Source organism: Microbacterium sp. M4A5_1d (assembly GCF_053345465.1).
In genome coordinates this window covers 463,041-487,393 of the sequence record NZ_JBKFAD010000002.1, presented here as the reverse complement: position 1 = coordinate 487,393, position 24,353 = coordinate 463,041, and the positions used below count along the sequence as shown (strand labels likewise).

Annotated in this window: 25 protein-coding genes; 9 read left to right on the top strand and 16 right to left on the bottom strand. The window is 71.4% G+C overall.

Features of this window, described 5'->3' with window-relative positions:
* The first annotated feature begins 81 nt into the window (after window positions 1-81).
* Window positions 82-1,125, top strand: coding sequence for a YihY/virulence factor BrkB family protein (locus ACLBWJ_RS10590; RefSeq protein WP_447660266.1), 1,044 nt, complete (start codon window positions 82-84; stop codon window positions 1,123-1,125).
* A gap of 39 nt (window positions 1,126-1,164) precedes the next feature.
* Here the strand turns inward: ACLBWJ_RS10590 and ACLBWJ_RS10585 are convergent, their stop codons facing one another.
* The 3 genes from ACLBWJ_RS10585 to ACLBWJ_RS10575 are packed head-to-tail and all read right to left on the bottom strand — an operon-like array spanning window position 1,165 to window position 2,662.
* A complete protein-coding gene (locus ACLBWJ_RS10585) occupies window positions 1,165-1,638 on the bottom strand; it encodes a glutaminase (RefSeq protein ID WP_112617737.1) in 474 nt (157 codons plus the stop codon).
* Window positions 1,639-1,647: 9 nt separating this feature from the next.
* Complete coding sequence (locus ACLBWJ_RS10580) at window positions 1,648-2,511, bottom strand: transposase (protein WP_447660265.1); 864 nt, start codon at window positions 2,509-2,511, stop codon at window positions 1,648-1,650.
* A gap of 10 nt (window positions 2,512-2,521) precedes the next feature.
* A complete protein-coding gene (locus ACLBWJ_RS10575; protein ID WP_162815491.1) occupies window positions 2,522-2,662 on the bottom strand; it encodes a hypothetical protein in 141 nt (46 codons plus the stop codon).
* 88 nt (window positions 2,663-2,750) lie between these two features.
* On the opposite strand from ACLBWJ_RS10575, the gene ACLBWJ_RS10570 reads away from it, so the two are divergent.
* Window positions 2,751-3,095: a DUF7882 family protein gene (locus ACLBWJ_RS10570; RefSeq protein ID WP_112617735.1), complete on the top strand. Its 345-nt coding sequence runs from the start codon at window positions 2,751-2,753 to the stop codon at window positions 3,093-3,095.
* Window positions 3,096-3,145: 50 nt separating this feature from the next.
* Here ACLBWJ_RS10570 and ACLBWJ_RS10565 read toward each other — a convergent pair whose 3' ends face one another.
* From ACLBWJ_RS10565 to ACLBWJ_RS10540, 6 genes are all read right to left on the bottom strand, one after another.
* Entirely contained in the window at window positions 3,146-3,463 is a 318-nt protein-coding gene (locus ACLBWJ_RS10565; protein WP_112617734.1) for a DUF7882 family protein, read from the bottom strand.
* A gap of 61 nt (window positions 3,464-3,524) precedes the next feature.
* Complete coding sequence (locus ACLBWJ_RS10560; RefSeq protein ID WP_269268212.1) at window positions 3,525-3,776, bottom strand: hypothetical protein; 252 nt, start codon at window positions 3,774-3,776, stop codon at window positions 3,525-3,527.
* 74 nt (window positions 3,777-3,850) lie between these two features.
* Window positions 3,851-4,405 (bottom strand): MarR family winged helix-turn-helix transcriptional regulator, encoded by a 555-nt coding sequence (locus tag ACLBWJ_RS10555; RefSeq protein ID WP_240309765.1) that lies wholly within the window; start codon window positions 4,403-4,405, stop codon window positions 3,851-3,853.
* A gap of 127 nt (window positions 4,406-4,532) precedes the next feature.
* On the bottom strand, window positions 4,533-5,795 hold the full coding sequence (gene nhaA, locus ACLBWJ_RS10550) for a Na+/H+ antiporter NhaA (protein WP_354451949.1): 1,263 nt from the start codon (window positions 5,793-5,795) through the stop codon (window positions 4,533-4,535).
* A 78-nt stretch (window positions 5,796-5,873) separates the two neighbouring features.
* Window positions 5,874-7,184, bottom strand: a complete 1,311-nt coding sequence (locus ACLBWJ_RS10545; RefSeq protein WP_274179271.1) for a hemolysin family protein — start codon at window positions 7,182-7,184, stop codon at window positions 5,874-5,876.
* A 190-nt stretch (window positions 7,185-7,374) separates the two neighbouring features.
* Window positions 7,375-10,287 carry a DUF7507 domain-containing protein gene (locus tag ACLBWJ_RS10540; RefSeq protein ID WP_447660264.1) on the bottom strand — a complete coding sequence of 971 codons (2,913 nt, stop codon included), beginning with the start codon at window positions 10,285-10,287 and terminating at the stop codon, window positions 7,375-7,377.
* A gap of 179 nt (window positions 10,288-10,466) precedes the next feature.
* On the opposite strand from ACLBWJ_RS10540, the gene ACLBWJ_RS10535 reads away from it, so the two are divergent.
* Entirely contained in the window at window positions 10,467-11,651 is a 1,185-nt protein-coding gene (locus tag ACLBWJ_RS10535) for an MFS transporter (RefSeq protein ID WP_274179273.1), read from the top strand.
* Here the strand turns inward: ACLBWJ_RS10535 and ACLBWJ_RS10530 are convergent.
* A complete protein-coding gene (locus tag ACLBWJ_RS10530) occupies window positions 11,558-13,900 on the bottom strand; it encodes a helix-turn-helix transcriptional regulator (RefSeq protein WP_323986711.1) in 2,343 nt (780 codons plus the stop codon). The two genes, ACLBWJ_RS10535 and ACLBWJ_RS10530, sit on opposite strands and share 94 nt — an antisense overlap.
* Before the next feature lie 92 nt (window positions 13,901-13,992).
* On the opposite strand from ACLBWJ_RS10530, the gene ACLBWJ_RS10525 reads away from it, so the two are divergent.
* Complete coding sequence (locus tag ACLBWJ_RS10525; protein ID WP_274179275.1) at window positions 13,993-14,844, top strand: hypothetical protein; 852 nt, start codon at window positions 13,993-13,995, stop codon at window positions 14,842-14,844.
* On the opposite strand, the gene ACLBWJ_RS10520 is transcribed toward ACLBWJ_RS10525, so the two are convergent.
* Complete coding sequence (locus ACLBWJ_RS10520) at window positions 14,829-15,368, bottom strand: YaeQ family protein (RefSeq protein ID WP_269268216.1); 540 nt, start codon at window positions 15,366-15,368, stop codon at window positions 14,829-14,831. The two genes, ACLBWJ_RS10525 and ACLBWJ_RS10520, sit on opposite strands and share 16 nt — an antisense overlap.
* Window positions 15,369-15,421: 53 nt before the next feature.
* Here ACLBWJ_RS10520 and ACLBWJ_RS10515 point away from each other — a divergent pair, with 53 nt between their 5' ends.
* Window positions 15,422-16,267, top strand: coding sequence for an NAD-dependent epimerase/dehydratase family protein (locus ACLBWJ_RS10515; protein WP_274179276.1), 846 nt, complete (start codon window positions 15,422-15,424; stop codon window positions 16,265-16,267).
* A gap of 6 nt (window positions 16,268-16,273) precedes the next feature.
* Here ACLBWJ_RS10515 and xylB read toward each other — a convergent pair whose 3' ends face one another.
* Together xylB and xylA are read right to left on the bottom strand one after the other, a co-directional pair.
* Window positions 16,274-17,590, bottom strand: coding sequence for a xylulokinase (xylB, locus tag ACLBWJ_RS10510; protein ID WP_274179277.1), 1,317 nt, complete (start codon window positions 17,588-17,590; stop codon window positions 16,274-16,276).
* Between the two features lie 47 nt (window positions 17,591-17,637).
* On the bottom strand, window positions 17,638-18,825 hold the full coding sequence (gene xylA / locus ACLBWJ_RS10505; protein WP_114588790.1) for a xylose isomerase: 1,188 nt from the start codon (window positions 18,823-18,825) through the stop codon (window positions 17,638-17,640).
* An 88-nt stretch (window positions 18,826-18,913) separates the two neighbouring features.
* Between xylA and ACLBWJ_RS10500 the strand changes: the two genes are divergently transcribed.
* From ACLBWJ_RS10500 to ACLBWJ_RS10485, 4 genes are read left to right on the top strand one after another with little or no spacing between them, the layout of a single operon-like run.
* A complete protein-coding gene (locus ACLBWJ_RS10500) occupies window positions 18,914-20,143 on the top strand; it encodes an ROK family protein (RefSeq protein WP_447660263.1) in 1,230 nt (409 codons plus the stop codon).
* Between the two features lie 59 nt (window positions 20,144-20,202).
* Window positions 20,203-20,559: a DUF6804 family protein gene (locus ACLBWJ_RS10495; RefSeq protein ID WP_274179279.1), complete on the top strand. Its 357-nt coding sequence runs from the start codon at window positions 20,203-20,205 to the stop codon at window positions 20,557-20,559.
* Window positions 20,556-20,798: a hypothetical protein gene (locus tag ACLBWJ_RS10490; protein WP_274179280.1), complete on the top strand. Its 243-nt coding sequence runs from the start codon at window positions 20,556-20,558 to the stop codon at window positions 20,796-20,798. Before ACLBWJ_RS10495 ends, ACLBWJ_RS10490 begins: the two co-directional genes overlap by 4 nt.
* Window positions 20,795-21,265, top strand: coding sequence for a BLUF domain-containing protein (locus ACLBWJ_RS10485; protein WP_274179281.1), 471 nt, complete (start codon window positions 20,795-20,797; stop codon window positions 21,263-21,265). Before ACLBWJ_RS10490 ends, ACLBWJ_RS10485 begins: the two co-directional genes overlap by 4 nt.
* Here the strand turns inward: ACLBWJ_RS10485 and ACLBWJ_RS10480 are convergent, their stop codons facing one another.
* The 3 genes from ACLBWJ_RS10480 to ACLBWJ_RS10470 all read right to left on the bottom strand — a co-directional run bounded on the left by ACLBWJ_RS10480 (window position 21,266) and on the right by ACLBWJ_RS10470 (window position 24,193).
* Window positions 21,266-21,475, bottom strand: a complete 210-nt coding sequence (locus ACLBWJ_RS10480) for a DUF3072 domain-containing protein (RefSeq protein ID WP_447660358.1) — start codon at window positions 21,473-21,475, stop codon at window positions 21,266-21,268.
* Between the two features lie 370 nt (window positions 21,476-21,845).
* Window positions 21,846-22,742, bottom strand: coding sequence for an NAD(P)-dependent oxidoreductase (locus ACLBWJ_RS10475; protein WP_274179282.1), 897 nt, complete (start codon window positions 22,740-22,742; stop codon window positions 21,846-21,848).
* A gap of 20 nt (window positions 22,743-22,762) precedes the next feature.
* Window positions 22,763-24,193 carry a four-carbon acid sugar kinase family protein gene (locus ACLBWJ_RS10470; RefSeq protein WP_274179283.1) on the bottom strand — a complete coding sequence of 477 codons (1,431 nt, stop codon included), beginning with the start codon at window positions 24,191-24,193 and terminating at the stop codon, window positions 22,763-22,765.
* Window positions 24,194-24,353 lie beyond the last annotated feature (160 nt).

Sequence of the window (24,353 nt, the reverse complement as noted above, 5' to 3'; positions counted from 1 at the left end):
CACGGTCGCGTTCCCCCCCGCGTCGCCGATCACCCCCGCGGCGCCGAACACCCGCCGCGTGCATGATCCCCCAGGAGAGACATGAGCAACCAGAGAACCGACGGACCCGACCCCGAGCACCCCGCGAAGCCGGACTCCATCACCGATGTCGAGAAGCCCTCGTGGAAACACGTGCTCAAGCGGACTATCCGCGAGTTCAGCCGTGACCAGTGCCCCGACTTCGCGGCCGGCCTGACCTACTACGCCGTTCTGTCGGCGTTCCCCGCACTCCTGGCCGTGTTCTCGCTCCTCGGCGTCATCGGACAGGGACAGCAGGCCGCCGATGCGGTGCTCGACATCGTCGGACAGATCGCGCCCGGAGGCGCCGCCGAGACCCTCCGCGGGCCGATCGAGGAGATCGCGGGCTCCCCCGCAGCGGGCTTCGCCCTCGTCTCCGGCATCGTTCTGGCGCTGTGGTCGGCCTCGGGTTACGTCGGGGCGTTCAGCCGCGCCATGAACCGCATCTGGGAGATCGACGAGGGCCGACCGTTCCTCAAGCTCAAGCCGCAGCAGCTCGGCGTGACGCTTCTCGCGGTCGCGCTCGTCGTCGTCGCGCTCGTCCTTCTCGTCGTCTCCGGCCCCGTGGCCGAGGCCATCGGCGACGCGATCGGCCTGGGCAGCACCGCCGTGCTCATCTGGCAGATCGCCAAATGGCCCGTGCTCGCCTTCATCGTCATCCTGCTCGTCGCCGTGCTCTACTACTTCGGGCCCAACGCCAAGCAGCCGCGTTTCCGCTGGATCAGCGCGGGCGCCGTCATCGCCATCGTCGTGCTCGCCATCGCGACCGCGGGCTTCGGCATCTACGTCGCGAACTTCTCCAACTACGAGCGCACCTACGGGTCGTTCGCGGGCGTGATCATCTTCCTGCTGTGGCTGTGGATCACGAACCTCGCACTGCTGTTCGGCGCCGAGTTCGACGCCGAGCTCGAGCGCGGACGCGAACTGCAGGCCGGGATGCCGGCGGAGGAGACGATTCAGCTGCCGCCGCGCGACACCACCCGGATCGAGAAGACCGCGAAGCAAGAGGCCGAGGAGCGCGCGGAAGCGCGGCGCCTGCGCGCGACGGGAGGCAAGTCGGACGACTGAGGCTGTGCCGCGCTGCTGCCCGGGGGCCCCGAGAACGCCTCAGGGCAGCAGCGCGATCCGGTCGTCGAGGTAGGCGGCCAGCGGCATCCGGGCGCCCGCCGCGAACGCGACGGTCACGACACCGTCGTCGCTGCGCGCGAGCGGACCCGAAGCCCCGCCCGCATCGACGACGTCGAGATCGATCGGCGACCAGTCCAGATGCACCGGCTCGCCTTCGGCGAAGCCACCGCGGAACGCCGCCGCTGCGCGCTCGGAGCGGGCACGCTGCGCCTCGGCGGTGTACCCGCGGATCGCCTCGGCCCGGGCTCGCAGCAGCTCCCCGGTCGCGAACACCTCGTCGTCGGCGATGAGCAGAACACCGAGGTGCCACGCATCCCCGACCGGCAGGATGCGGGCGGCGCGGCCGAAACCGAGCAGGCGGCGCCCCTCACTCCGGACGCCGAGACGCTCGCGGGGAACACCGACCAGCCGACGGCGGGCGTCGGAGATCAGTTCGGTCGCAGCATCCGGCATCCTTCGATGCTATTGACCGCCGTCGTCGGCCGCGCGCACTTTGCGCTCCGCCGCCGCCAGCGCCTCCCGCGCCGACGCGACCACGTCGTCGAGCTCGTCGACGGCGGCGTCGGCCCGCTCGGCATCCTCGGACACCCGCTCGAGGTCTCGCCGGAGCTCGTCGGCCCGCTCGTGCAGCCTGTCAGCCCGTTCCCGGGCGCTCGAGCGACGCTCCTCCGCTCGTGCCAGCACGCGACCGGCCTCGCTCGCCTCGCGCTGCGCCTCACGCCTCCGCTTCTCGGCCTCGCGTCGAGCGCGGCGCTCGGCGAGGTCGTCACGCGGCCTGTCGGGCGCGTCGGGAACGCCGGGTATCGAACCGGCGACGCGGTCCGTCAGCGCGTCGGAGTCGAGCGCGCCCGGTTCGAGCGTACGCACCAGCCGGCCGGCCGCCACCACGGCCCCCGCCGCAGCATCGACGATCGCCGAGTTGACGGTCCGCTCCACCTCGTCACGGGCCGCCGCCGACAGCGAGACACCGGCGTCGTCAGCCAGGTCGGCGGACCGCCGCGCGAGCGCCGCGACGAGGGCACGCCGTTGTTTGCCGAGCCGGGCGAGTTCCGCCGCGTCGAGGTCGTCTTGAGCTTCGCGCAACGCGGTGGACAGTTCGAGCGCCTCACGGAACGAGGGGTCGTGGGCCAGCAGATTGACCGCCCACGCTGCCACCGTCGGCTTGCGCAGACCCCGGATGCGGGAGCCGAGCGCCCCGGAAGCCTCGGCCGCACGAGCGTTACGGGCCGCGACGAAGTCTCCCGGCGGCACGACGAGCAGCTCCGCGGCCACCGCGTCGAACCCCTCATTCCCGCTGCCGCCGGTCCGCGCGCCGTTCGCCGTCATCCCGCCATTGTCACTGACGGCGCTTCGGAGCGCGCGGCATCAGCTCGCCGTCGACGACATCGAAGGCCGGGAGATCCGCGAACACATCGTCGTCGAGCGGGCCGGCACCTCTCGGCTCGAGCTCGTCATCGGGGCGGGGATCGATCGTCATCGACTTCAACTTTTCTCCGCTATCCACGGAGCGTCGAGGCCTTGACAACAAGATTGGGGTTCGTCTCGCGGCGGTTTAATGTGGTGTCGTGGGCACCATCTACTACGGAGACGGCGCATCGCCGATCCACATCGAAGACCGCACGCTGGCGCACCTCAAGGTGGTCATCGCCACGAAGCTGCGGCGCGGAGAGAGCTTCACGCTCTCGTGGCGACACCCCGACGGCGAGCCCACCGGGCGAAGCACGATCTGGCTGCACCCCTCGATCCCGCTCCGATTCGCTTTCGACGACCCCGAGCCGACGACGCTCAGCCGCGAGTGGGTCGAGGAGATGGCGAACTCGGCCAACTCGTCCGGCGGCATCATGATCGTCGCCGAGCATCTGGACGACCCCGACACGGTCGCACCGTCCGGAAGCGACACGACTGCCTGACGGGCTGTGTGCCGCCGGCGGTCTGCCTGAGCGGTCTGCCTCAGGCGACGTCAGCCGACTTCGGGTGCGCCGTCGTCCACGGGCTCGGGAACGATGGAGAGTCCCGCCGGGCCGCTCGCCACCTGCATGAGCTCCTCGACCCAATGCCGGTTGATCCGCGGCTGCCTGCTGCCCGAGAAATGGAACTGCAGCGGCACGGACGGGTGGATCCAGTAGCTGCGACGCTCACCCCCGCGGGGCAGATCGATGTCGAACATGAACGGCTCGGAACGGCGCAGCTTGTTCATGATGACGATGCGCAGGTGTGCCAGAGTACGGTCGTCGATCTCGACGGAGTTCCCCAGCGTGTCGTAGATGAATCGGCCCACGCAGTGAGCCTAACGCGCAACGGACGGTCCGATAAACGACGGACCGCGGGCGCGTGATCCGCTAACCGTCGATCTGAGCCGAGGTCTCGACCGCGAGCATCTCGGCCGCACCCTCTTCGACGCCGATGGGGACGACCACGGGGCGGCTGGCGCTGAAGGCCTCCCACTCCCGCAGGACCACGCGCTCGACGTCCACGACGGCGAGCGACGGGTGCGCGGCGGCCAGGCGCGAGACGACGCCCGAGAACGACGTCACCACCTGCCCTTCGATGGTGAAACGCTCCTCGATCGGGGTCACCGGGAGGGAACACATGTTCCCATCGTGTCATGCGGTTCCCCGCCTGACGAATGTCAATTCGCGGGCTTTCTCCGCTGACTAGCTACCTGTCAGGAGCGGTCGCTGCGCGCCTGCTCTGCCCGTGGGTCATGGGCGTGAGCGTCGACCTCGTCGACGGCCTGCTGGAGGCGTCCGAGGCACGCGATCACGGCTCGCGCCTCGTCGACGGTCATTCCGTCGACAGCGGCGATCATGCGCTCGTGCATCCTCCCGAGCGTCGCCCGCACCTCGTCGTCCGACTTCTCGGTGGCCACGACGTGGACACTGCGCCGATCGCTCGGATGCGCCTGGCGGACGACGTGGCCCGACTTCTGCAGCCGATCGATCAGGGCCGTCGTCGAAGCGGTCGAGATACCGAGGTAGCGGGCGAGTTCGGTCGGCCCGACGAGACGGCCCTCGCCCTGCGCCTTGATGAGGTAGCGGAGGACGAGCAGCTCGTTCTCACCCATCGACATCGAGTCGCGGGTCCGCCGCCGCATGGCGGCTTCGGCGGCGCGGTAGAGGCGGAAAGCCTGCAGAACGGCGATGCCGCGCTCGCGGGGAGTGCCGGGATCATCAGAGTCCGACGGATACCAGTAATGCGTGGGCGTCGGGACTTCGGGCACTTCGGCATCCTAAAACGTGCTCAGGGGTGTGTGCACGTGGCGCGCGCAGGGATTGACTCGATGGCCCATCCGTGAGATGGGATGATCCGAAACACGCACGACGCGGCCGGTCACTGGCCGCCACCGCTCACTCGTCCCGGTCGTAGCCGAGCGCGGGGCCTTCGCCGTCGATCGTGTGCGCGGCGGGCGCGCCGGCCTCTGCCCGGGCCCGACGAGCGCTCCTGCTGAGCAGCACGGCGGCCCCCGCGGCCGACAGCAGCGTTCCGAGGAGCACGCCGAGGCGAGCGCCGTCGGTGTGGACGCCGTCGGCGAACGACAGGCCGGTGATGAGCAGCGACACCGTGAACCCGATGCCGCACAGCAGACCGATGGGCAGGAGGTCACGCATCCCGACACCGCCGGGCAGGCGCAGCGGCGTGACGCGCGTGACGAGCGCGGTCGTCCCGAGCACCCCCGCAGCCTTGCCGACGACCAGACCGACGACGATGGCGAGGACGACGGGCTGCGCGACGACCGCCAGGGGGTCGCTGGTTCCGACCACGCTGACCCCGGCGGCGAAGAATGCGAAGACCGGGAGCGCGATACCCGAGGAGAAGGGGCGCACCAGGTCGTCGTACGTGTCGGTGCGCGCCACGCTCTCGCCGTGCACCGGGCGGGCGGGGACGGCGAACCCGAGCAGCACCCCGGCGATCGTGGCGTGGACGCCGGACGCGTGGAGGAAGCCCCACACGACGAGTCCGAGCGGCAGCAGTACCCACCACCGGGCCCACCGCTGCCGGACCACGACGGCGAACACCGCCGCGGTCGCGAGCGCCACCACGAGTGCCACGATGTGGATCGTCGCGGTGTAGAAGATCGCGATGATCAGGATCGCGAGCAGATCATCGACGACGGCGAGCGTCAGCAGGAACGTGCGCAGCCCCGGCGGGAGCCCCCGGCCGAAGATCGCCAGCACCGCCAGCGCGAAGGCGATGTCGGTCGCGGTCGGGATCGCCCACCCGCGCAGCGCGTCGGCGTCGCCCGAGACGAGGATCACGACGGTGAAGAGGATCGCGGGGAGCAGCATCCCCCCGACGGCCGCGAGCACCGGCACCGCGGCCTCGCGCGGGCGGCGCAGGCTGCCCGCGACGAACTCGTGCTTCAGCTCGACACCGACGACGAAGAAGAACAGCGCGAGCAGGCCGTCCGCGGCCCAGGTCGACAGCGAGAGGTCCAGGTGCAGAGCCTCGGGCCCGATCGTGAACTCCGACAGCGCCGCATACGAGGCAGCGAGCGGCGAATTGGCCCAGATCAGGGCGAGCGCTGCAGCACCGAGCAGAAGTGCTCCGCCCGTCGTCTCGCGGGACAGCCAGCGGCGCAGCCGGGCTCGGCGGGGAAGAGCGTCGTACATGCGAGGAGCCTTTCGATCCTCCGTCGGCAGTCGCCGACGGACATGTCGACCAGACTTCCCGACGCACCGACCCCCAGTTTACCCTTCGGCAGGTTCGACCGCGGGACCCTCCGTCGACGCGCGCGCAACATGGAGCTCGGCGATGCGACGACGGTCCAACCGCGTCACCTCGATCGTCGCGCCGTCGACCTCGATGCGGTCGCCGACCCTCGCGAGGCGCCCGAGCTGCTCGATCACGAACCCGGCGACGGTGTCGGACGTCCCGCGCGGGATCGAGATGCCGGTGGCCTCCTCGAAGTCCTGCAGGTTCAGCCGCCCGTCGACGGGTCCGCCGTCACCCGAAAGCGGATGCGGCATGACCTCTGTGTCGTACTCGTCGACGATCTCGCCGACGACCTCCTCGACGAGATCCTCGAGCGTGACGATGCCGTCGGTGCCGCCGTACTCATCGACGACGACCGCGATCTGGCTGCCCTCCGCCCGCATCGAGGTGAGTGTCGGCAGGAGGCGTGCGGTCGAGGGGAAGTACCGGATCGGCCGCACGATGGACTGGAGCGGCTGCGCGTCGTCAGTGCCCGCGGCATCCAGCACGTCGCGCACGTGCACGAACCCGGCAACATCGTCGATCGTCTGATCGATGATCGGGTAGCGCGAGTAGGGCAGATCGCGCACGAGCGCGGCCGCGGCACCCACGGTCTCGCCGCCCGGCAATGACACGACCTCAGGGCGCGGACGCATCACCTCGCTCAGCTGACGGTCGCGCAGCGACAGCACGTCGTCGAGGATGCGCCGCTCGTCCTCGGGGAGCCCCTCGTGGCTCGACACGATGTCGCGGAGCTCCTCGTCGCTCAGCTCCTCGCCGGTCTTGTTCGGGTCACCGCCCAACAGCCGCACGAGAAGGTTGGTCGAGAGCGAGAGCAGCCAGATCACGGGGCGCATGAGCTTCGCGAATCCGTTGAGCACCGGCGCGACGCCGTAGGCGAAGGCGGCGTTGCGCTGGATGGCGAGGCGCTTGGGCACCAGCTCGCCCAGCACGAGCGAGAGGTAGGCGATGATCAGCGTCAGGACGATGGTCGCCACCGTCATCGCAGCCGCCTCGGACAGCCCCCACGAGACCAGCAGCGGAGCGAGCGAGGGCGCGATCGACGAGGCGCCGTACGCCGCCGAAGCGAAGCCCGCGACCGTCACACCGATCTGGACGGCCGACAGGAAGGTGTTGGGGTTCCGCGCCAGCGCGGCGACCTTCTCACCCCGCTTGCCGCGCAGGGCGAGCGCGTTGACCTGGCTCTCGCGCAGCGTGACGAGCGCCATCTCGGTGGCGGCGAACACGCCACCGATGAGCACGAAGACGACGACGAGGACGATGTTGAGGAGCAGGTCGCCGTTCACCGGCGGGCCTCGCTCGCGAGACGTGGCGCGCCCGGGGTCACCCGGGCGCCGGGACTGTCGGAATCGGAGGCCTTCGAGGCTCGATGCGTCATCGCATAAAAATAGCGGCATCCGCTCGGGATGCGCTGAACGCTTGACACAGGCCGAGGCCCCCACGACGTCGGGTGCGTCGCGGGGGCCTCGGCGGCTGTCAGGCCCGCGTCCGGCGTCGCAGCATCACGGCTGCCGCGCCGAGAGCGATCGTCAGACCGGCGAACAGGGCGAGCCGCATCAGCTGCTCGCTCCCGGCACCGGTCGCGGCGAGCGCGCCCACCGCGGTGCGCACGGTGTCGTCATCGGTCACCGGGTCGCCGGCCGGCGGGGTCGCCGTGACGGTAGCGGTGTTGATCACTTCACCGGCCACGCGATCGCTCGTGGTCACCGTGTACACGGCGGTCGCCGTCACCGACTCTCCGGGCGCGAGCACGTGATGCGCTCCGGGCCAGGCGCCGAACGCGATCTCCGACAGGCCGCGGAGCCCGTCCTGGATCGCGACGTCGCGCAGCGTCACGTCGCCGGCGTTCGTCACCGTGAAGGTGTAGCGGATGCGGTCGCCGTCGAGCTCCCCGCTCTTCGTCAGCTCGATGGCGGGCCCCTGCGGGAGCGGCTGGTCGAACTCGTCCTCGTCGGTCACCGGATCGCCGGCCGGCGGCGTGCCGGTGACGGATGCGGTGTTCTCGACGAGGCCGGCATCGCGGTCGGCCTGCGTCGGCGTGTAGGTCGCTGTCGCCGTCACCGACTGGCCCGGGGCGAGCACACCGGCCGAAGCAGGCCAGTCACCGTACGAGAGCTCGGAGAGACCCGGCAGCTCGTCGACGATCGCGACGTCCGTCAGCGTCACGTCGCCGGTGTTGGTCGCGGTGAACGAGTAGGTCAGCTCGCCTCCCTCCCGGACACCCGTCTTGACGAGGGCGATGCCGGGAGCCTGCGGAACCGGCAACTCGAACTCGTCCTCGTGGGTGACCGGGTCACCGGTCGGCGGGGTGCCCGTCGCGGTGGCGGTGTTGTCGACGAGCCCCGCGTCACGGTCGGCCTGCGTCAGCGTGTACGTCGCCGTCGCGGTGACCGACTGGCCCGGGGCCAGCACGCCCGCGGTGTCCGGCCAGGAACCGTAGGCGACGGCTGACAGACCCGGGAGGGCATCGGTGACGGACACGTCGCGGAGGGTGACATCGCCGGCGTTTCGGACGACGAAGGTGTAGGTCGCGATGTCGCCCTCGAGCGCGCCGGTCTTCTCGAGCAGGATGCCGGGTGCCTGCGGCACGGGCGCATCGAACTCGTCCTCGTCGGTGACGGGGCCGCCCGTCGGCGGCGTGCCGACCACGGTGGCCGTGTTCTTGACGATGCCCGCGTCACGGTCGGCCTGCGTCAGCGCGTACGTCGCGGTCGCGATGACCGACTGGCCCGGGGCCAGCACGCCCGAGGCCCCCGGCCACGCACCGTACGAGATGCCGGACAGGCCCGGCAGGGCGTCGGTGATCGACACACCGGAGAGCGTCACGTCGCCGGTGTTCGTGGCACGGAACTCGTACGAGATCGCGTCGCCGTCGAGGACTCCCGTCTTCACCAGCGAGATGCCGGCGTTCGGCGGGAGAGGCAGGTCGAACTCGTCCTCGTCGGTCACGGCATCGCCCGTCGGCGGCGTGCCGACCACGGTAGCCGTGTTCTCGACGAGACCCGCGTCACGGTCGGCCTGCGTCAGCGCGTACGTCGCGGTCGCGATGACCGACTGACCCGGAGCAAGCACGCCCGAGGCCCCCGGCCACGCACCGTACGAGATGCCGGACAGGCCCGGCAGGGCGTCGGTGATCGACACGTCCGTCAGCGTCACGTCGCCGGTGTTGGTCGCGGTGAAGGTGTATGCGATCGCGTCGCCGACCAGGGCACCGGTCTTCTCGAGCGAGATCGCGGGAACCGGGTCGGGCAGTGCGACCAGCGCGGGCGCCTCATCCGACACGGGGGCACCGGCGGGTGGCGTCCCGGTCGCGGTCGCGACGTTCTCGATGCTGCCCGCGGCGACATCGGCATCCGTCACCGTGTACGTCGCGGTCGCCGGCACCGATTGGCCGGGGTCGAGCACGCCGGGGGCACCCGGCCATGCGCCGAAGCGGATCGACGACAAGCCCGGCTTGGGGTCGGTGAGCGTCACATCGGTCAGCGTCACGCCGCCGTTGTTCGTGATCGTGAAGGCGTAGTCGACCGTGTCTCCGGCGACTCCGTGATCGCCGTCTGCGAGCACACCGGTCTTCTCCAGCGCGATCGAGACGCAGTTCTCGTTGACGATGTCGATCAGAGTGCGCTGCAGCGCGGAGAATCCGGCGATGTAGTAATCGGAGCCCTCCGCCGGCCCGGAGACCTGGCGGATGTGCTCGCGGAAGTCGGCGAGCGCCTGGCCGGAGAGGTTGTCGCTCACACCGATCGGCACGATCCGGGTTCCCGTCGCCTTCAGGTCGTTCGCGCTGCGGACCGAGGCGTCCATGACGGCGCGGTCGGTGCTGTTACCGGGTCCGCGCGCCGGGCTGCCGTGCTGAGTCGGGTTGCCGTCCGTGAGGAAGATGAGCGCGTCATAGTCTTCCGGCGACGCGGTGACGGCGGCGAATCCGCGGTCCCAGTTCGTGCCGCCCTGAGCGCTGGCCGGACGCTGGATGCCGTTGACGTACGTGCTGACGGCGGCGACTCCGGCCTCATCGGCGAGCGAGGTCAGGGGCAGCGGCGCGTTCGCGGCGCCCGTGGTCGCCGGCGCGTTCGAGGCGAAGTTGTGAACGGCGAGCGCGAGCGGGTACCCCTCCAGGGCCTGCGCCAGCCCGGCGAGCTCGGAGCGGGTCTGCGCGAGCTGCGCGTCCGTCACGGAGTTGGACAGGTCGACGCTGATCGCGATGCTCATGTCGCAGCGTTCGCTCAGCGGCGGATTCGTCGACGGCGGCACGTCCGACTCGACGGCCTGAGCGGCGACGGATCCGCCGAGAGCGAGGGCCGACGACAGGGCCGCGGCGAGCAGGCCTCTCGCAGCGTGACGGGCGCGACGTCGTCGCGGCGGCGGTGAATCTGGACGCAGGTCTTTCACGGTCATCCTTCGGGTCGGGGGCACAGCTGCTCGGGCAGCGACTGTGCGAGCGCAGCGAACGCGCATCGCGCTCGACCCTGGCGGCCCCGGCGCGCTGGCGACGCGCGATGACGGCGAACTTCACCTCGGATTTCATCCCCGCTTCGCCGTGACCCGCCGTCGCGCACCAGAATGCTCTGGTGCACACCCGGCTCCTCTGGTCGCTGCTCCTGGCCGCGCTCGCGCTGAACGCCGTCTACGGAGCTGTGGCGGGCGTGCTCGTCCCGGCCCAGATCGCGAGAGCGGATGCCGCGAACAAGGACGCCATCCTCGCCGTCGCGCTCACCGCGTCGTCGCTGCTCACGCTCGTCGTCCATCCGCTGGCGGGAGCGGCCTCCGACCGCACACGCTCATGGCGGGGCCGACGAGCGCCGTGGATCGTCGCGGGGGCAGCGGGCAGCGCCGCCGTCATGGTGGCGCTGGGATACGCCGAGTCGGCAGGGGCCGTGGTGCTCGGGTGGCTCGTGCTGCAACCGCTGCTCAACGTCGTGGAGGCTCCGCTCGATGCTGTGCTCGCGGATCGGGTGGAGCCTTCGCGGCGGCCCCGAGCGGCGGCGTTCTTCGGGATGGGGGCCGCCGGCGGACTCGCTGCCGGCGCGGCGGGTGCCGGGCTGGGAGTCGCGGCGCCGCACGCGGTGTACCTGGCACTGGCGGCCGGACTGCTCGTCGCGTCGGTCGGGTTCGTGGTGGCCAACCCCGACCGGTCCAGCGCAGGGACCACGACACGCGTCCCGGCCCGTGAGGCCTGGGCGTCGCGCGACCTCCGGCTCGTCTTCTCAGCCCGATTCGCCCTGGTGCTGGGTCACCAGCTGGTGATGGGGTATCTGCTCTATATCGTGATGGACTTCACGGGCGCGTCGGTCGAGGAAGCCGGCCGGACCGCGAGCCTCGTCATCGGTCTCCACATCGTCAGCCTGATCTGCGGCTCGCTCGCCGGGGCACTCTGGATCCGGCGCCGGGTCCCCTGGGTCGTGGCGGCGAGCGCCGTCCTTGCGGCATCCCTGCTGATCCCCGTCGCCGCCCCGAACGTCGCAGGGCTCGTGGCGTTCGCCGTGGTGGGCGGTGCGGCACGCGGCGTGTATCTGGCCGCTGACCTGGCCCTGATGATCGACGTCCTGCCGTCACGGGACGATTCGGGACGAGACCTCGGTCTGCTGGGTCTGGCGACCATCGTGCCGCAGACGCTCGCCCCCGCCCTGGCCGGGCTCGTGCTGATCCTCGGCTCGGGCTCCTACGGTGTCCTCTTCGTCCTCGCGGCGCTGGCCGCGCTGTCATCGACCGCGATCATCGCCCGGGTCGGATCGGCCCCCGCCAGAAGGCCGTAAGCGAGGGCGGCGGCGATGGCCTCCTCACGCGACGAGGCGCCGAGCTTGCGATAGAGGGAGCGTCGCTGCGACTTCACGGTGTTGATGGAGACGTGAAGGCGCGCGGCGATCTCTTCCATGTTCGCCGTGTCGACGAGGTGACGAGCGACGATGCTCTCTCGCGTCGTGAGCTGCGGGGCGACGCCCGCGATCGTGACCGGAGCGGGCAGGTCGTCGACGTCACCCTGGAACAGGTCGTGCTCGGCGGCGGGAAGGATGAGGAACGGGGTGCGCAACCCGTAGGTGCGGGCGAGGGCTCCCGCGCGGCCGGCGAGCGCTCGAGCCTCGTCGACGCGACCGAGACGGTGGAGCAGGATCGCCTCCAGCGCGGCTGCCTCGGTCCGCTGCCGAGGTGTGCGCGTCATGACAGCGTTGAGAAGCTTGAGAGCGCGCTCGTGCTGCCGATCGAAGACCGCGACCCGCGCCGCGGCGAGCACGACCTCGGCGCGGTCCGACGGGCGTGACGCGAGGCGTCGCGCTGACGCGAGATCCGCCGCGGCGAGAGCGAGCATGCTCTCGGTGGCGTCGAGCATGCGTGCGGCCGGCGAGCTCGCCGACATCCTCCTGCCACGTCGCGACCGCAGCGACCGCAGCCGCTCGAGGCCTTCGACGGGGCGCCCCGCCGAGATGTCGGCCCATGCGCGCGCGGCGCCGAGCGCCGGCCAGTGCTCGATGGTGTCGATGATCGGCCAGATGGTCGCGACGGCGGCCTCTGCTGCGGCGGCATCGCCGCGTTCGAGCGCCAGCCGGCTCTCGGCGATCCGCAGCAGACTGCCCTGATACTCGTCGAGGATGTCGTCAGGCCAGGGGCGCGCGAGCGTTTGCTCGACCCAGCTCTGCGCGGCCGGGAGCTCACCGGCGCTCGCCTGGATGAGGGCCAACCCGCCGTAAGCGAGGAGTTCGACGCTGGGCCGGGTCGCCGTGGCGAGCGCCTGCTCGAACTGATCGCCCGCGGCTCGGTCGTCTCCCCCGTACAGCAGGCTGATCGCCGCGTGCGCGTGGAGGTCGCCCCGCAGTCCGCGCAGCTGCTCGAGGTCGTCGGGAGGCAGTTCGTCGAGGGTCTGCGCGGCCAGACGTGCGGCTCGAACACCACGGTCTCCGACCCCGGTGAGGCGGCGGGCGACCGACTCGATGATCCGCAGCAGCGCACGGTCGGCCGGTTCGCTCTGCCCCGTCTGCACACCGAGCAGCGCGACGCCGAGCAGCTCGGCCGCGCGTACCCGGTGCTCCCGGCGGGCGTTGAGGATGAGTGCCTGGGCGAGGGCGATGACGGGCCAGCGACGCAGCTGCAGCAACGGGATCGGACGGAGGGCTGCTGCGATGCGCGCGCCGTTCCCCCAGAGCAGCTTGAGCCCGTCGCGGCGCAGCGCAGCATCGACGATGTCGAGCGCGTCGGCCGCCGCGCCTTCGACGACCGCCCCCAGCCCCGCCCCCTCCTGAAGGAGCGCACGGGCGGCCCGATGACGGATGGCGCGCTGGTCCTCCGCTGCGATGGGCGCGGCGGCGAGCGTGGCGGCTCGTATCGGCGCCGTGAGGGCGAAGATCAGCGTCCCGTCGTCGGTGCGCCATTCGCCGTGCCCCGTCCGTTCGGCCCGTTCGATGACGTCGTCGCCTCCGCCGAGCTGTGCAGCCAGCCGGGGGGTGAGGAACTCGGGCACGGCCAGCGCCGCCGACGTGGCAGGAAGCGGATGCGGCGCCAGCCGCGCCAGCACGAGCTGGACCGCCGCGGGGTCGGTGACGTTCGCCTCGACGACCGCGACGACGGCCGCCGGCAGCCCACCCGTCGCCGCCTGCACCGCGCGAGGATCCAGGTGGGAGCCGCGCGCGGCGACGTAGGTGATCGTCTCGTCGAGGGTGAACGCGAGATCGCGCACCCACTCCACGTCCCAGGCCACGGGCACAGCGCGGGCGCTCCTCACGGCGAGACGCACGATCAGGTCGGGCCTGGTGGCTCGCAGCTGTCGCAGTCGTTCCCATGCGCCGGGAGAGAGGGAGTCGCCGTCATCGATGATGAGCGTGCGTGAGACCTCGTCCGGTATCCGCCCGTCTCCGGCCCACGTGACGTCGCGACGCCCCTCTGCGAACTGCCGGAGCAGAGTGCTCGCCCCCGCCCCGTCCGGCCCGAGCAGGGCGACCAGGGGCGCCGGCGATGCGAGCGCCGAGAGGAGACGTGGGCGATCCAGGCGCACCGGGGCGCGCAGGGGTGCCATGGCTGGAATGCTAACGGAGCGCGGCGCGTCAGTCGACGAAACCGGTGAGGTTGGCCGCCCCCACGACTCGCGGAATATGTCACGATGCAGGGATGGACGAGGGAGTTGCCGCGGAGCTCCGGGCCCTCCGCGTCCGCGCCTACGCGCCGGGCGGCGACATCGCCGACGATCCCGCCGCCCTGGCTCGGCTGGCGGAGCTGGAGGCGCGCGAACGCGAAGACCGGATGCCGCACGCGCACGCGCCTGAACCCGATCCGGAGCCCGTGCGTCCGCCGATCATCGATGGGATCCCCGACCTGGCTACGCCCCGATCCGACGATCCGCGGGCTGACGAGTCGCAGACCGACGAGTCCCGGGATGACGACGCGGGGCCGACGGCTCCCCGCGCGCGACGGCTGCGCCCGCTGCTCATCTGGGCCGGTTCGCTCGTCGCGGTGGCGGTCGTCTCGGTCGGGATCACCGCGTTCGCGACGGCCCGCAGCGCCTCGACCGCGACCGCGCTGCCGCCGGACGCGGGAGTCTCGCACGTTACGACGCTGCTGCCGACGGGCGAGGAGATTCCCGACTTCATGCGCCCGTATGGCGACGGGGTCGAGGCGGGGTCGTTCGAGAAGTTTCTCGGCCTGTCGGTATTCCGCACCACGGACATCTGGCGGGGAGGGGACAACATCTGCCTGTCGGTCGCGCGCATCGACGACGACCAGGGCGACGGCTCCGTCAGCGGATCGTCGTATCAGGGCTGCTCGGCCGGCGCGTTCTCCGCGGCCGTCTCCTTCATCATCTGGGACGATCAGCCCGAAGAGCTCCTCGAGCGCTATCCCGTCGGCACGGCGCTGCAGTTCGTCCTCACCGATGCCGGAGTCGACGTCTTCGTGTCCGAGGCCCCGACCTCCTCCGCTGCGCCGGAGGCTCCCGGTGAGGCAGGCATTCAGCCCGCGGGCTGAGTGATGACGTCGGACTCGGCGGTGACGCCGTTGAGTTCGACGTAGAGGTGGCGCTCGGTGACCGAGACCGTCACGGTGTTGCGGCGGTCGAGCGCCGAGACGAGCGTGTCGATGAAGCCCGGCTCGAAGCTGTGAAGGGCGATCTCCGAGACGCGGTGGATCTTCTTCCCCGCCCACGCGGCCACGATGGGGCCGGGGTTGCGCTGGGTGTAGACCGCGACGCGGTCGGCCTGCTTGCTCCCGAGGTGCAGCCGCGAGGCATCCGGCGCCCCCACCTCGATCCAAGCGACGATCGATCCGGTCAGGTCGCGCACGAGCACGGCGGGTTCGTCCTTCGCGGCGATCCCCTCGGTGAAGTCGATGCCCTCCTCGTACTCGAGGCAGTACGCCAGCAACCGGGTCAGCATGAAGGCGTCGGTCTCGGAAGGATGCCGCGCGACGCGCAGCGCGAACGACTCGTACACGCCTCGGTCGACGTCGGCGAGCGTCGCATCGAACGTGTGGATCGTCGCCCCGGCAGCCATGAGGATCGAGCCTAGCCGCCCCGGGGTGGGCATCCGTGTGCGACGCTGTTCCCATGCGGATCGCACTGACGGGATCATCGGGAAAACTCGGCACGGTCGTCGCTCGTGAACTCACGGCGGCGGGGCACGAGGTCATCGGCTTCGACGTGATCGGCACACGCGGGCCCGCGTTCGTGCAGATCGATCTGACCGACTACGGCCAGGTCGTCGACGCTTTCGGCTCGGTCGGCGATCGCCACGACGGCGTCGACGCGATCGTGCATCTCGGCGCGGTGCCCGCTCCCGGGATCCGTCCCGACATCGCGACGTTCCACAACAACATGGCGGCGACCTTCAACGTCTTCCACGCCGCGACGCGACTCGGCATCGACCGCGTCGTCTACGCCTCGAGCGAGACGGTGCAGGGGCTGCCGTTCGACGTGCCGCCGCCGTACATCCCCGTCGACGAGGAGTATCCCGCGCGCCCCGAGTCGGTGTACTCGCTCGTGAAGCACCTCGAGGAGCAGCTCGCGATCGAGCTCGTGCGCTGGCACCCGGGCCTCTCGATCACCGCACTGCGCTTCTCGAACGTCATGGTGCCCGAGGACTACGCCGAGTTCCCGTCGTTCGACGCCGACCCGATGCGTCGCAAGTGGAACGTGTGGAGCTACATCGACGCGCGCGACGGCGCCCAGGCCGTGCTGCGCGCGCTCGAGAACGCACCGGCCGGCTTCGATCGGTTCCTCATCGCCGCCGCCGACACCGTCATGTCACGCCCGAACGCGGAGCTCGTGGCCGAGGTGTTCCCCGGCGTCGAGATCCGCGGCGACCTCGGAACGAACGAGTCGCTCTTCTCGACCGAGAAAGCCCGGCGGCTTCTGGGCTACGAGCCGAAGCACTCCTGGCGCGACCATGTCTGAGGCGATCTAACGGGCACCCGCCGCGGCGACGCGGCGGGCCTGCTCGGCCGCGCCGAGCGCGACGTACTCGCCTGGCGCGGGCACCTCGACGTCGAGTCCGAAGACCGCGGGGGCGATCTGCTGCACGGCTGCCGACCGCGCTCCCCCGCCGACCAGCAGCACGCGCCGCAGCGGCACGCCCTGGTCGCGCAGCGCGTCCAGTCCGGCGCCGAGGCCTGCCAGCATCCCCTCGACCGCTGCACGGGCGAGGTTCTCCCGCGTGGTCGAGGCGAGCGTCATCCCGGTCAGCGAGGCCGTCGCATCCGGCAGATTCGGCGTGCGCTCGCCCTCGAAGTACGGCACGAGCGTCAGCCCTCCCGCCCCGGGCTCGGCCGACAGCGCGAGGCGCGACAGGCCGTCGTGGTCGACCCCCAGCAGGGCGGCGACGACGTCGAGCACGCGAGCGGCGTTGAGCGTGCATACGAGCGGCAGGTGGTGCCCGTCCGCCGAGGCGAAGCCCGCGACGGTCCCGGTGGCATCGACCGCGGGCGTCTCGCTCACGGCGAAGACCGTGCCGGACGTGCCTATCGAGACGACGACGTCGCCGACGCCCGCGCCGACACCGAGAGCGGATGCCGCGTTGTCGCCGGCGCCCGCGGCGACCCGGCGGCCGCCCTGATCCTCGACCCACTCGTCCGCGGCGAGGACCCGCGGAACCACGGCGTCGTGCCCGAGAGCGGCTACGAGCAGCTCCCGGTCGTACTCGCCCGTGACCGCACTCCAGTAGCCGGTTCCCGAGGCGTCGGAACGATCCGTGACGAGCTCGGCCAGCGCGGCGGCCCCGCCCGTGCCGTCGGAAACCGGGCCGAAGCCGCGCAGGCGCCAAGTCAGCCAGTCGTGCGGAAGGGCCACCGCCGCGGTCCGCGCGGCGTTCTCCGGCTCGTGCTCGCGCAACCACCGCAGCTTGCTGATGGTGAACGAGGCGACCGGAACGAGTCCGGTGCGCTCGGCGAGCCGGTCGGCGCCGTATTCGGCCACGAGATCGGATGCCGCCTGCGCCGAACGGGTGTCGTTCCACAGCAGCGCGTCGCGCACGACGGCGCCCCGCTGGTCGAGCGCGACGAGGCCGTGCTGCTGGCCGCCGATCGACCAGGCCTGAACGTCCGCCATCCCGCCCGCGAGCTCGATCGCCGCCTGCAGGGCGGTCCACCACGACTCGGGGTCGACGCTCGTGCCGTCCGGGTGGGGCGCACGCCCCTCCCGGACGACCCGACCGGTCTCGGCGTCGACGATCACGACCTTGCACGATTGGGTCGACGAGTCGACACCCATGACCAGCGTCATGCCGGCATCCTCTTCTCTCGGGTTAGGGGACTCTCGCGGCGCCGGCGTCAGCGTGCGCCGAGCAGGTGCTCGGTCGCGAGCTGCTGCAGGCGGACGAAGCCGAAGCCCTTGCCGCCGAGGTACGCGTCGGCGTCGAAGTCCTCGTAGGCCGAGCGGTCACCGACGAAGTCGTCGTAGGTCTCACCCTCGCCGAAGGTCGGCTGGGCGAGCTCCGGAACGCGCGCCGCTTCGAGCGCCTCCTGCACCTCCGGGTCGGCGCGGAACGCCGCAGCCCGCTCCTTGAGCAGCAGGTAGGTGCGCATGTTCGCGGCGGCGGAGTCCCAGACGCCGGTCTCGTCCTCGGTGCGGCTCGGCTTGTAGTCGAAGTGGCGGGGTCCGTCGTACGCGGGGCCGCCGTTCGGGCCGCCGTTCTCGAGCAGGTCGACGAGCGCGAACGCATTGTGCAGGTCGCCGTGACCGAAGACGAGGTCCTGGTCGTACTTGATGCCGCGCTGACCGTTGAGGTCGATGTGGAAGAGCTTGCCGTGGTACAGCGCCTGCGCGATGCCGGCCGCGAAGTTCAGGCCCGCCATCTGCTCGTGTCCAACCTCGGGGTTCAGGCCGACGAGCTCGGGACGCTCGAGCGACTCGATGAAGGCGAGGGCGTGACCCACGGTCGGAAGCAGGATGTCGCCGCGCGGCTCGTTCGGCTTGGGCTCGATCGCGAAACGCAGGTTGTAGCCCTTCTCGACGACGTAATCGCCGAGGAAGTTCACGGCCTCGCGGTAGCGCTCCAGCGCCTGTCGGACATCCTTCGCCGAGTCGTACTCGGCACCCTCGCGGCCGCCCCACATGACGAAGGTCTCGGCGCCGAGTTCGGCGCCGAGGTCGATCTGACGCAGCACCTTGCGGATCGCGAAGCGCCGCACCGCGCGGTCGTTCGAGGTGAAGCCGCCGTCCTTGAAGACCGGGGCGCTGAAGAGGTTGGTGGTCACCATGGGCACGGTCAGGCCGGTGTCGGCGAGCGCGCCCTTGAGGCGATCGATCTGCGTCTGCCGCTCGCTCTCGCTCGACCCGAAGGCGAACAGGTCGTCGTCGTGGAACGTCAGCCCCGCGGCCCCGAGCTCGGCGAGCTTCTCGACGGCGTGGACGACGTCGAGGGGCGGCCGGGTCGGTCCGCCGAACGGGTCGGTTCCGTTGTAGCCGATGGTCCAGAGGCCGAACGTGAACTTGTCGGCCGGGGTCGGGGTGCGCATGCGTGCTCCTTCGCTTCGATTGCTGCGACCTCAGCGTAGGTCGGTTTGTCTATTACGTCAACAAACTGTGTTCTCGTAGGCTGATGCCGTGAGTGTCGCGCCCGGAACCGCCGAACTCGTCCGGCGAGTGAACCTCGCCCGGATGCTCGTCACCGTGCACCGCGACGGTCCGATCTCGCGGGCCGCGCTCACCGCGGACCTCGGCCTCAACCGCTCGACCATCGGAGCGCTGACCGCCGAGCTCGCGCGCCTGGGCCTCGTCACCGAGACCGCCGGCGCTGCCGAGGGTCGCATCGGGCGCCCGTCCCCCGTCATCACGGCCCGCCCCGATGTGGTCGCCGTCGCCGTGAACCCCGAGGTCGATGCGGTGACACTCGCCGCCGTCGGCCTCGACCGCCGGATCCACGCGCGCCGCCGCGCGCTCACGACGACCCTCATCACGCCGCACGCGCTGGCGTCGCTGATCGCCGCGACGATCGAGGAATGGCGCAGCGGGCCGCTCGCCACGACCAGGGTCATCGGGGTCGGTATCGCCGTCCCCGGGCTCGTCGACCCGGCTGCCGGCCTGGTCGTGCACGCGCCGCACCTGCGGTGGACGGACGCCCCGCTCGCCGATCTCGTCAGCGCCGCGACGGGCACCCCGACGACCGTGGGCAACGATGCCTCGTACGGCGCGCACGCCGAGTACCTTTTCGGCGCCGCGCGCGGCGTCGCCGACGTGATCTACCTCAACGGCGGAGCGAGCGGCATCGGCGGCGGGCTCGTCGTCGGCGGCGGACTCGTCGGCGGCGCGCGAGGCCTCGCGGGGGAGTTCGGGCACAATCCGGCGATCTTCGAGGATGCCGCGGACCGGCGATCCGGTGAACGCGCCGCCCTCGAAGACGAAGTGAGCCGGCACCGCCTGATCGCCTCGCTCGGGCTGCCCGGTGCGGACGACGCCGAGCTGCGGGCAGCGGTCCACGGCGCCGCGAATCCGGCGGCGCGCGCCGAGGTGCATCGGCAGCGCCGCATCCTCGCGTCCGCCGTGGCAAGCGCGGTCAACGTCCTCGATCCCGCTGTCGTCGTCCTCGGCGGCTTCCTCGTGCCGCTCGTCGAGACGGACGTCGACGGCTTCGCCGACGCGGTCGCCCGTCAGACGATCTCCGGCTCGGCGCCGCTCGTGCGCACCGCCGAGCTGGGAGACGACCGCCTGCTCGTCGGCGCCGCCGAGACCGCGTTCGCCGCGCTGCTGTCGGATCCGGTCCCCGTCATGACCGGCACCGACGCCGCCATGACGGATTCCGGCGTGGCGTCAAGCGCCGGTCGGCCCGCGCGCTGAACTCGTACGATCGAGAAGACGCGCGACCTCGCGTCATCCGTCCCGAGAGAAACGTCCGCATGGCTTCGAGATCCGCCCGCCCCGCCGACCCGCCGCTGCGCCAGCGCAACGCGCTCGCCCCCGGCATCCTCGGGGCCGCTGCGCTCGTGGCCGGAATCCCGCTCATCGGTGGCGAGTTCGCGATGGTCATCACGTTCGTCGTCGCGATCCTCGCGCTCATCATCGCGTGGTTCGCGATCCAGGCGCGGCAGTGGTGGTGGGCGCTGCCGATGGCGGCTATCGCGGTGCTGTGGAACCCGGTGTACCCCTTCTCGCTCGACCAGCCGGTCTGGCTGGCCGCGCACGTCGCCGGCGCGGCGACCTTCATTGCAGCGGGAGCCCTCGTGTGGGTGCCCCGGCCCGAGGCCGCCCGGTGACCGGAACCGGGATCGTCTGGGCTCGCGTCGAGGACGGGTTCCACGTCGGAAGCCGTACCGGCGAGTTCGTGGGTTACATCGACCGGCAGCCCGACGGCCGGTACCTCGCCTACGACTCACGGTCGGCCTGCGCCGGATCGTTCTCCGACCTGACCGCGGCGATGCGCACGCTCGCGTTGCGAGCGACGCCCGGCATCGCGGCCGAAGAACCGCCCATCGAACTCCGGGAGATCCGATGACCTCGACCTCCGAGGGCCTGCTCTCGATCCTCTACACGAGCAACGCCCGCGCGCCCTTCGGCGACGACGACCTGGCGGCGCTCCTCGCGCAGAGCCGGGCGTCCAACGCGGCGCGAGACCTGACCGGGATGCTGCTGTACCGCGGCGGCCGGTTCGTGCAGGTGCTCGAGGGACCCGAGCCCGCCGTCCGCGATCTGCTCACGACCATCCGGCAGGACTCCCGCCACTCCGACATGCGGGTCCTCATCGAGCAGCCCATCGCCCACCGCGAGTTCCGCGAGTGGACGATGGGCTATCAGCCGATCGCCGAGACGACGGGCGACGCCCCGACGGGGTTCCGCGACACCTTCGACGACCTCGAGGGCTCGGACGACCCGAGCGCGACGCTGCGCGCCGCCCGGGAGCTGAGCCTGTGGTTCCGTGTGCGGTCGGCTCGCCCGCAGGGGAACGCGGACGCCGGGTCGTAGTTACGCGCCGCGCCCCGTGGCGTCCTGCAGGCGGTCGATCTGCTCGGACGCCTCGGCCTTGGTGAGGGTGCCCGGCAACTCTTCGCCCGCCTCGCGCGCCAGCGTGTCGAGGTAACCCCGCTGCGGGCCCGTCATGGGCTCATCGCCGGTGACCCACGTGTCGGGATCCTTGACCGGCGAGCCCTCGCCGCCGCCCTCGGTGCCGCCCAGCGTGTCGGTCGCACCCGGCGTCTCGGCCGCGGGCTCCGGCGACGCCGGCGGAGTCGGGGCCGACGGCTCGCCGGGCGCCGGCGCCGTCGGCTCGGCGGGAACGGGAACGGTCGGCTCGGCGGGGGCGGGGAAGGTCGGCTCGTCGGGTGTGGGGATGCTCTGATCGCTCATTCCTCGACGCTAGGCCGACGGGCCCCAGAAGCCGAGGCACTTGCGCGTTCCGCGAAAAGCACTCAACGAGAGAACCCGGCCCGGGGACGTCGTTCGGGCAACGTCCCCGTGACCGGGTGTTCTTCAATGTTCGGCGATCGACCGCAAGGAATACGCAACGCGCACACCGAGCAACCTCAAGAAATCCGCAAGATCGGCCTCAGCCGCGGCGCGCAGGGGCGGAGAGCCGGATCACGGCGGAATCGTCCGCCTCACCGAGGCCCTGAGCCTGTGCGAGGAGGTAGCTCTGCTCGGCCGCAGCGGCGAGCGGCGCCGGGAGTCCCGCCCGCCGCGCGGCGGCGCCGACGATGCCCATGTCCTTGACGAAGATGTCGAGGCGACTGAGCACCTCGGCGCCCTCGTCGTCCCAGGCCTGCAGCATGCGCGGGCCGCGGTTTCCGAGCATGAACGACGCGGCGGCCCCGACCTGCAGCGCCTCGAGTGTGCGTTCGAGGTCGAGCCCCAGGCGGTCGGCGAGCGCGAGCGCCTCGGCGGCTGCAGCGATGTGCACACCGCACAGCAGCTGGTTGACGGTCTTCAGCGCCTGACCGTCGCCGGCGCGCTCGCCCACGATGGTGAGCGTCGACGCGAGCGCCTCCAGGACGGGCCTCGCGACCGCGAGGGCTCGGGGGTCGGCCCCGACGACGATCAGCAGATCGCCCTCTCGCGCCCGGACCGGGCCACCGCTCAGCGGGGCGTCGACGAGGCCGATGCCCCGCTGCGCGAGCGAGGCCGCGACGTCGGCGACCCCGTCGGTTCCGACGGTGCTCGTGAGAACGACGACCGCTCCCTCGGCGAGGGCGTCGACGATGCGGGCATCCCCGAACAGGACATCCGCGAGCTGAGCGGAGTCGCGCACCGCCACCAGGACGACCTGCGCACCCGCCGCAGCCTCCGCGGCGGAAGCAGCCGGGGTCACGTTCGCTTCAGCGGCCAGTGCGAGCCGGGTGGGGGCGATGTCGAAGCCGCGGACACGGAAAGTCTCCGCCAGGCGGGCGGCCATCGGCAGGCCCATAGCGCCGAGCCCCAGTACCGCAACCGTGGTGTTGTCGTTCATTTCGACCGTGCTCCTTCGTCTCAGGCGGAATGCGCGAGCGTCAGCGAGAGCCGCTCGACAGCGGCGGTGAGCGACCCGTCGTCGCCGACGTTGCCGGCGAACACGATGTAGGGGATTCCGGATGCCGGCCCGTCGGCTGCTTCCCAGACGGACACGATGCCGGGGAAGAGCGAACCGCGGACCCGCGCGCGCCGGATCTCGAGCCCGCGCGTGGCGACGTCGCTCGAGGTGATGCCGCCCTTCGCGATCACGAAACGGGGCGTGACCCGTGCGACGACAGTTCGGACGAGCTCGACGACGGCTTCCGAGACCTGACGGGAGATGTCGAGGCTCTCGTCGGGGTCGTCGGTGCGGACGAGCGTGCGGCTGGTGTGCAGCACGACATCGCCGCGCAGCAGCGCGGTGGCGATGGTCGCGCAGGCGCGGTCGAGTTCGGCTCGCCGTTCGGAGGGATCGAGCAGTCGCGGGACGTCGAGCTCCACGACCGCCTCGAGCGGGCGGCGACGCACGAGGTCGGCGAGCTGGCGGCTGGTGAGACCGACGTGCGAGCCGACGACGACCAGTCCCCCGCGGGTCGCATGGTCGACGCTCAGTTCGGCGGCGTCGACGGGCGGCCGGCGGCGCTGGCCGATGCGGGCTCGGACGAAGGGCGGTCCCACCCGGTAGACGAACGATCGGCCTTCGGCCTCCACCGCCTCGAGACCGAGCGCCAGCTCGACGAGGTCCTCCTCCACGACCGCATCGGCCACGATGGGAGCCCCCGCCGGGGCGGCGCGCAGCACCGCCGCCACGGCTGCCGTCCCCGCGCGGAGGTCATCGACCGTGACCTCGACGACGTCCGCAGCCGGGATGGCGCCGCCCGTCTTCTCCGCCACCCAGTCCGCCAGCCGCGATGCACGGAAGCCGAAGGTCGAGTCGCGGGCGAACTCCGTCTCGCCGATGGGAGTGAAGCCCTCGTCCGACAGGATGCCGTGGACGCCGCGGACCGTCACGCGACCAGCATCCGGGAAGGCGGGCACGACGACGACGTTCGTCGGAGCGAGCGCCCCGGAGCGACCGATCTCGTCGGCGATGGTGTCGGGCTCGAGCGGGAAATGCCCGCGGAGCGTCGAATCGCTGCGGCTGACGAAGTCGACGCGCACGCGCGCTGTCTCCGCGGCCGCGAGTGCCGCCCGCACGACCTCACGGTTGATGCGCTCGGCCTCCGCCGGCGCGAGGCTGCGCGAGTTGGTCAGGACGTACACCGCGGGAGCGCCGGACGAGAACGCCCACGCGAAATCGGCCACGTCCCACGCGCCGAGCACCGGCAGGTCGGCGACCGACTGCGTCCCGGTCGGATCGTCGTCGAGGACGACGAACACACGACGACCGTCGGCCATGCGCTCCGCCAGGAGATCGAGGTCGGGGCGCGAGACGGCCGGCAGATCGGGCAGGGGCACCGTGGGGGCCACGTGTTCTCCTCGTCGTCGAGTGAGGTCAGCCGATGACGGCTGCTGTCAGCTGTATGACAGCATGCAGCAGCCGGGCATCGCCGTCAACATCGGAGACGAGATCGCCCCGGGGCTTGCGCCAACCCCCTCGCGGATCGCACGCTGGCATCACTGGTCACCC

Coding starts and splice junctions, on each gene's coding strand:
- ACLBWJ_RS10590 (WP_447660266.1), top strand. CDS start 82: ATGAGCAACCAGAGAACCGACGGACCCGACCCCGAGCACCCCGCGAAG.
- ACLBWJ_RS10585 (WP_112617737.1), bottom strand. CDS start 1,638: ATGCCGGATGCTGCGACCGAACTGATCTCCGACGCCCGCCGTCGGCTG.
- ACLBWJ_RS10580 (WP_447660265.1), bottom strand. CDS start 2,511: ATGACGGCGAACGGCGCGCGGACCGGCGGCAGCGGGAATGAGGGGTTC.
- ACLBWJ_RS10575 (WP_162815491.1), bottom strand. CDS start 2,662: ATGACGATCGATCCCCGCCCCGATGACGAGCTCGAGCCGAGAGGTGCC.
- ACLBWJ_RS10560 (WP_269268212.1), bottom strand. CDS start 3,776: ATGTGTTCCCTCCCGGTGACCCCGATCGAGGAGCGTTTCACCATCGAA.
- nhaA (WP_354451949.1), bottom strand. CDS start 5,795: ATGTACGACGCTCTTCCCCGCCGAGCCCGGCTGCGCCGCTGGCTGTCC.
- ACLBWJ_RS10530 (WP_323986711.1), bottom strand. CDS start 13,900: ATGGCACCCCTGCGCGCCCCGGTGCGCCTGGATCGCCCACGTCTCCTC.
- ACLBWJ_RS10525 (WP_274179275.1), top strand. CDS start 13,993: ATGGACGAGGGAGTTGCCGCGGAGCTCCGGGCCCTCCGCGTCCGCGCC.
- ACLBWJ_RS10520 (WP_269268216.1), bottom strand. CDS start 15,368: ATGGCTGCCGGGGCGACGATCCACACGTTCGATGCGACGCTCGCCGAC.
- ACLBWJ_RS10515 (WP_274179276.1), top strand. CDS start 15,422: ATGCGGATCGCACTGACGGGATCATCGGGAAAACTCGGCACGGTCGTC.
- xylB (WP_274179277.1), bottom strand. CDS start 17,590: ATGACGCTGGTCATGGGTGTCGACTCGTCGACCCAATCGTGCAAGGTC.
- xylA (WP_114588790.1), bottom strand. CDS start 18,825: ATGCGCACCCCGACCCCGGCCGACAAGTTCACGTTCGGCCTCTGGACC.
- ACLBWJ_RS10495 (WP_274179279.1), top strand. CDS start 20,203: ATGGCTTCGAGATCCGCCCGCCCCGCCGACCCGCCGCTGCGCCAGCGC.
- ACLBWJ_RS10485 (WP_274179281.1), top strand. CDS start 20,795: ATGACCTCGACCTCCGAGGGCCTGCTCTCGATCCTCTACACGAGCAAC.
- ACLBWJ_RS10475 (WP_274179282.1), bottom strand. CDS start 22,742: ATGAACGACAACACCACGGTTGCGGTACTGGGGCTCGGCGCTATGGGC.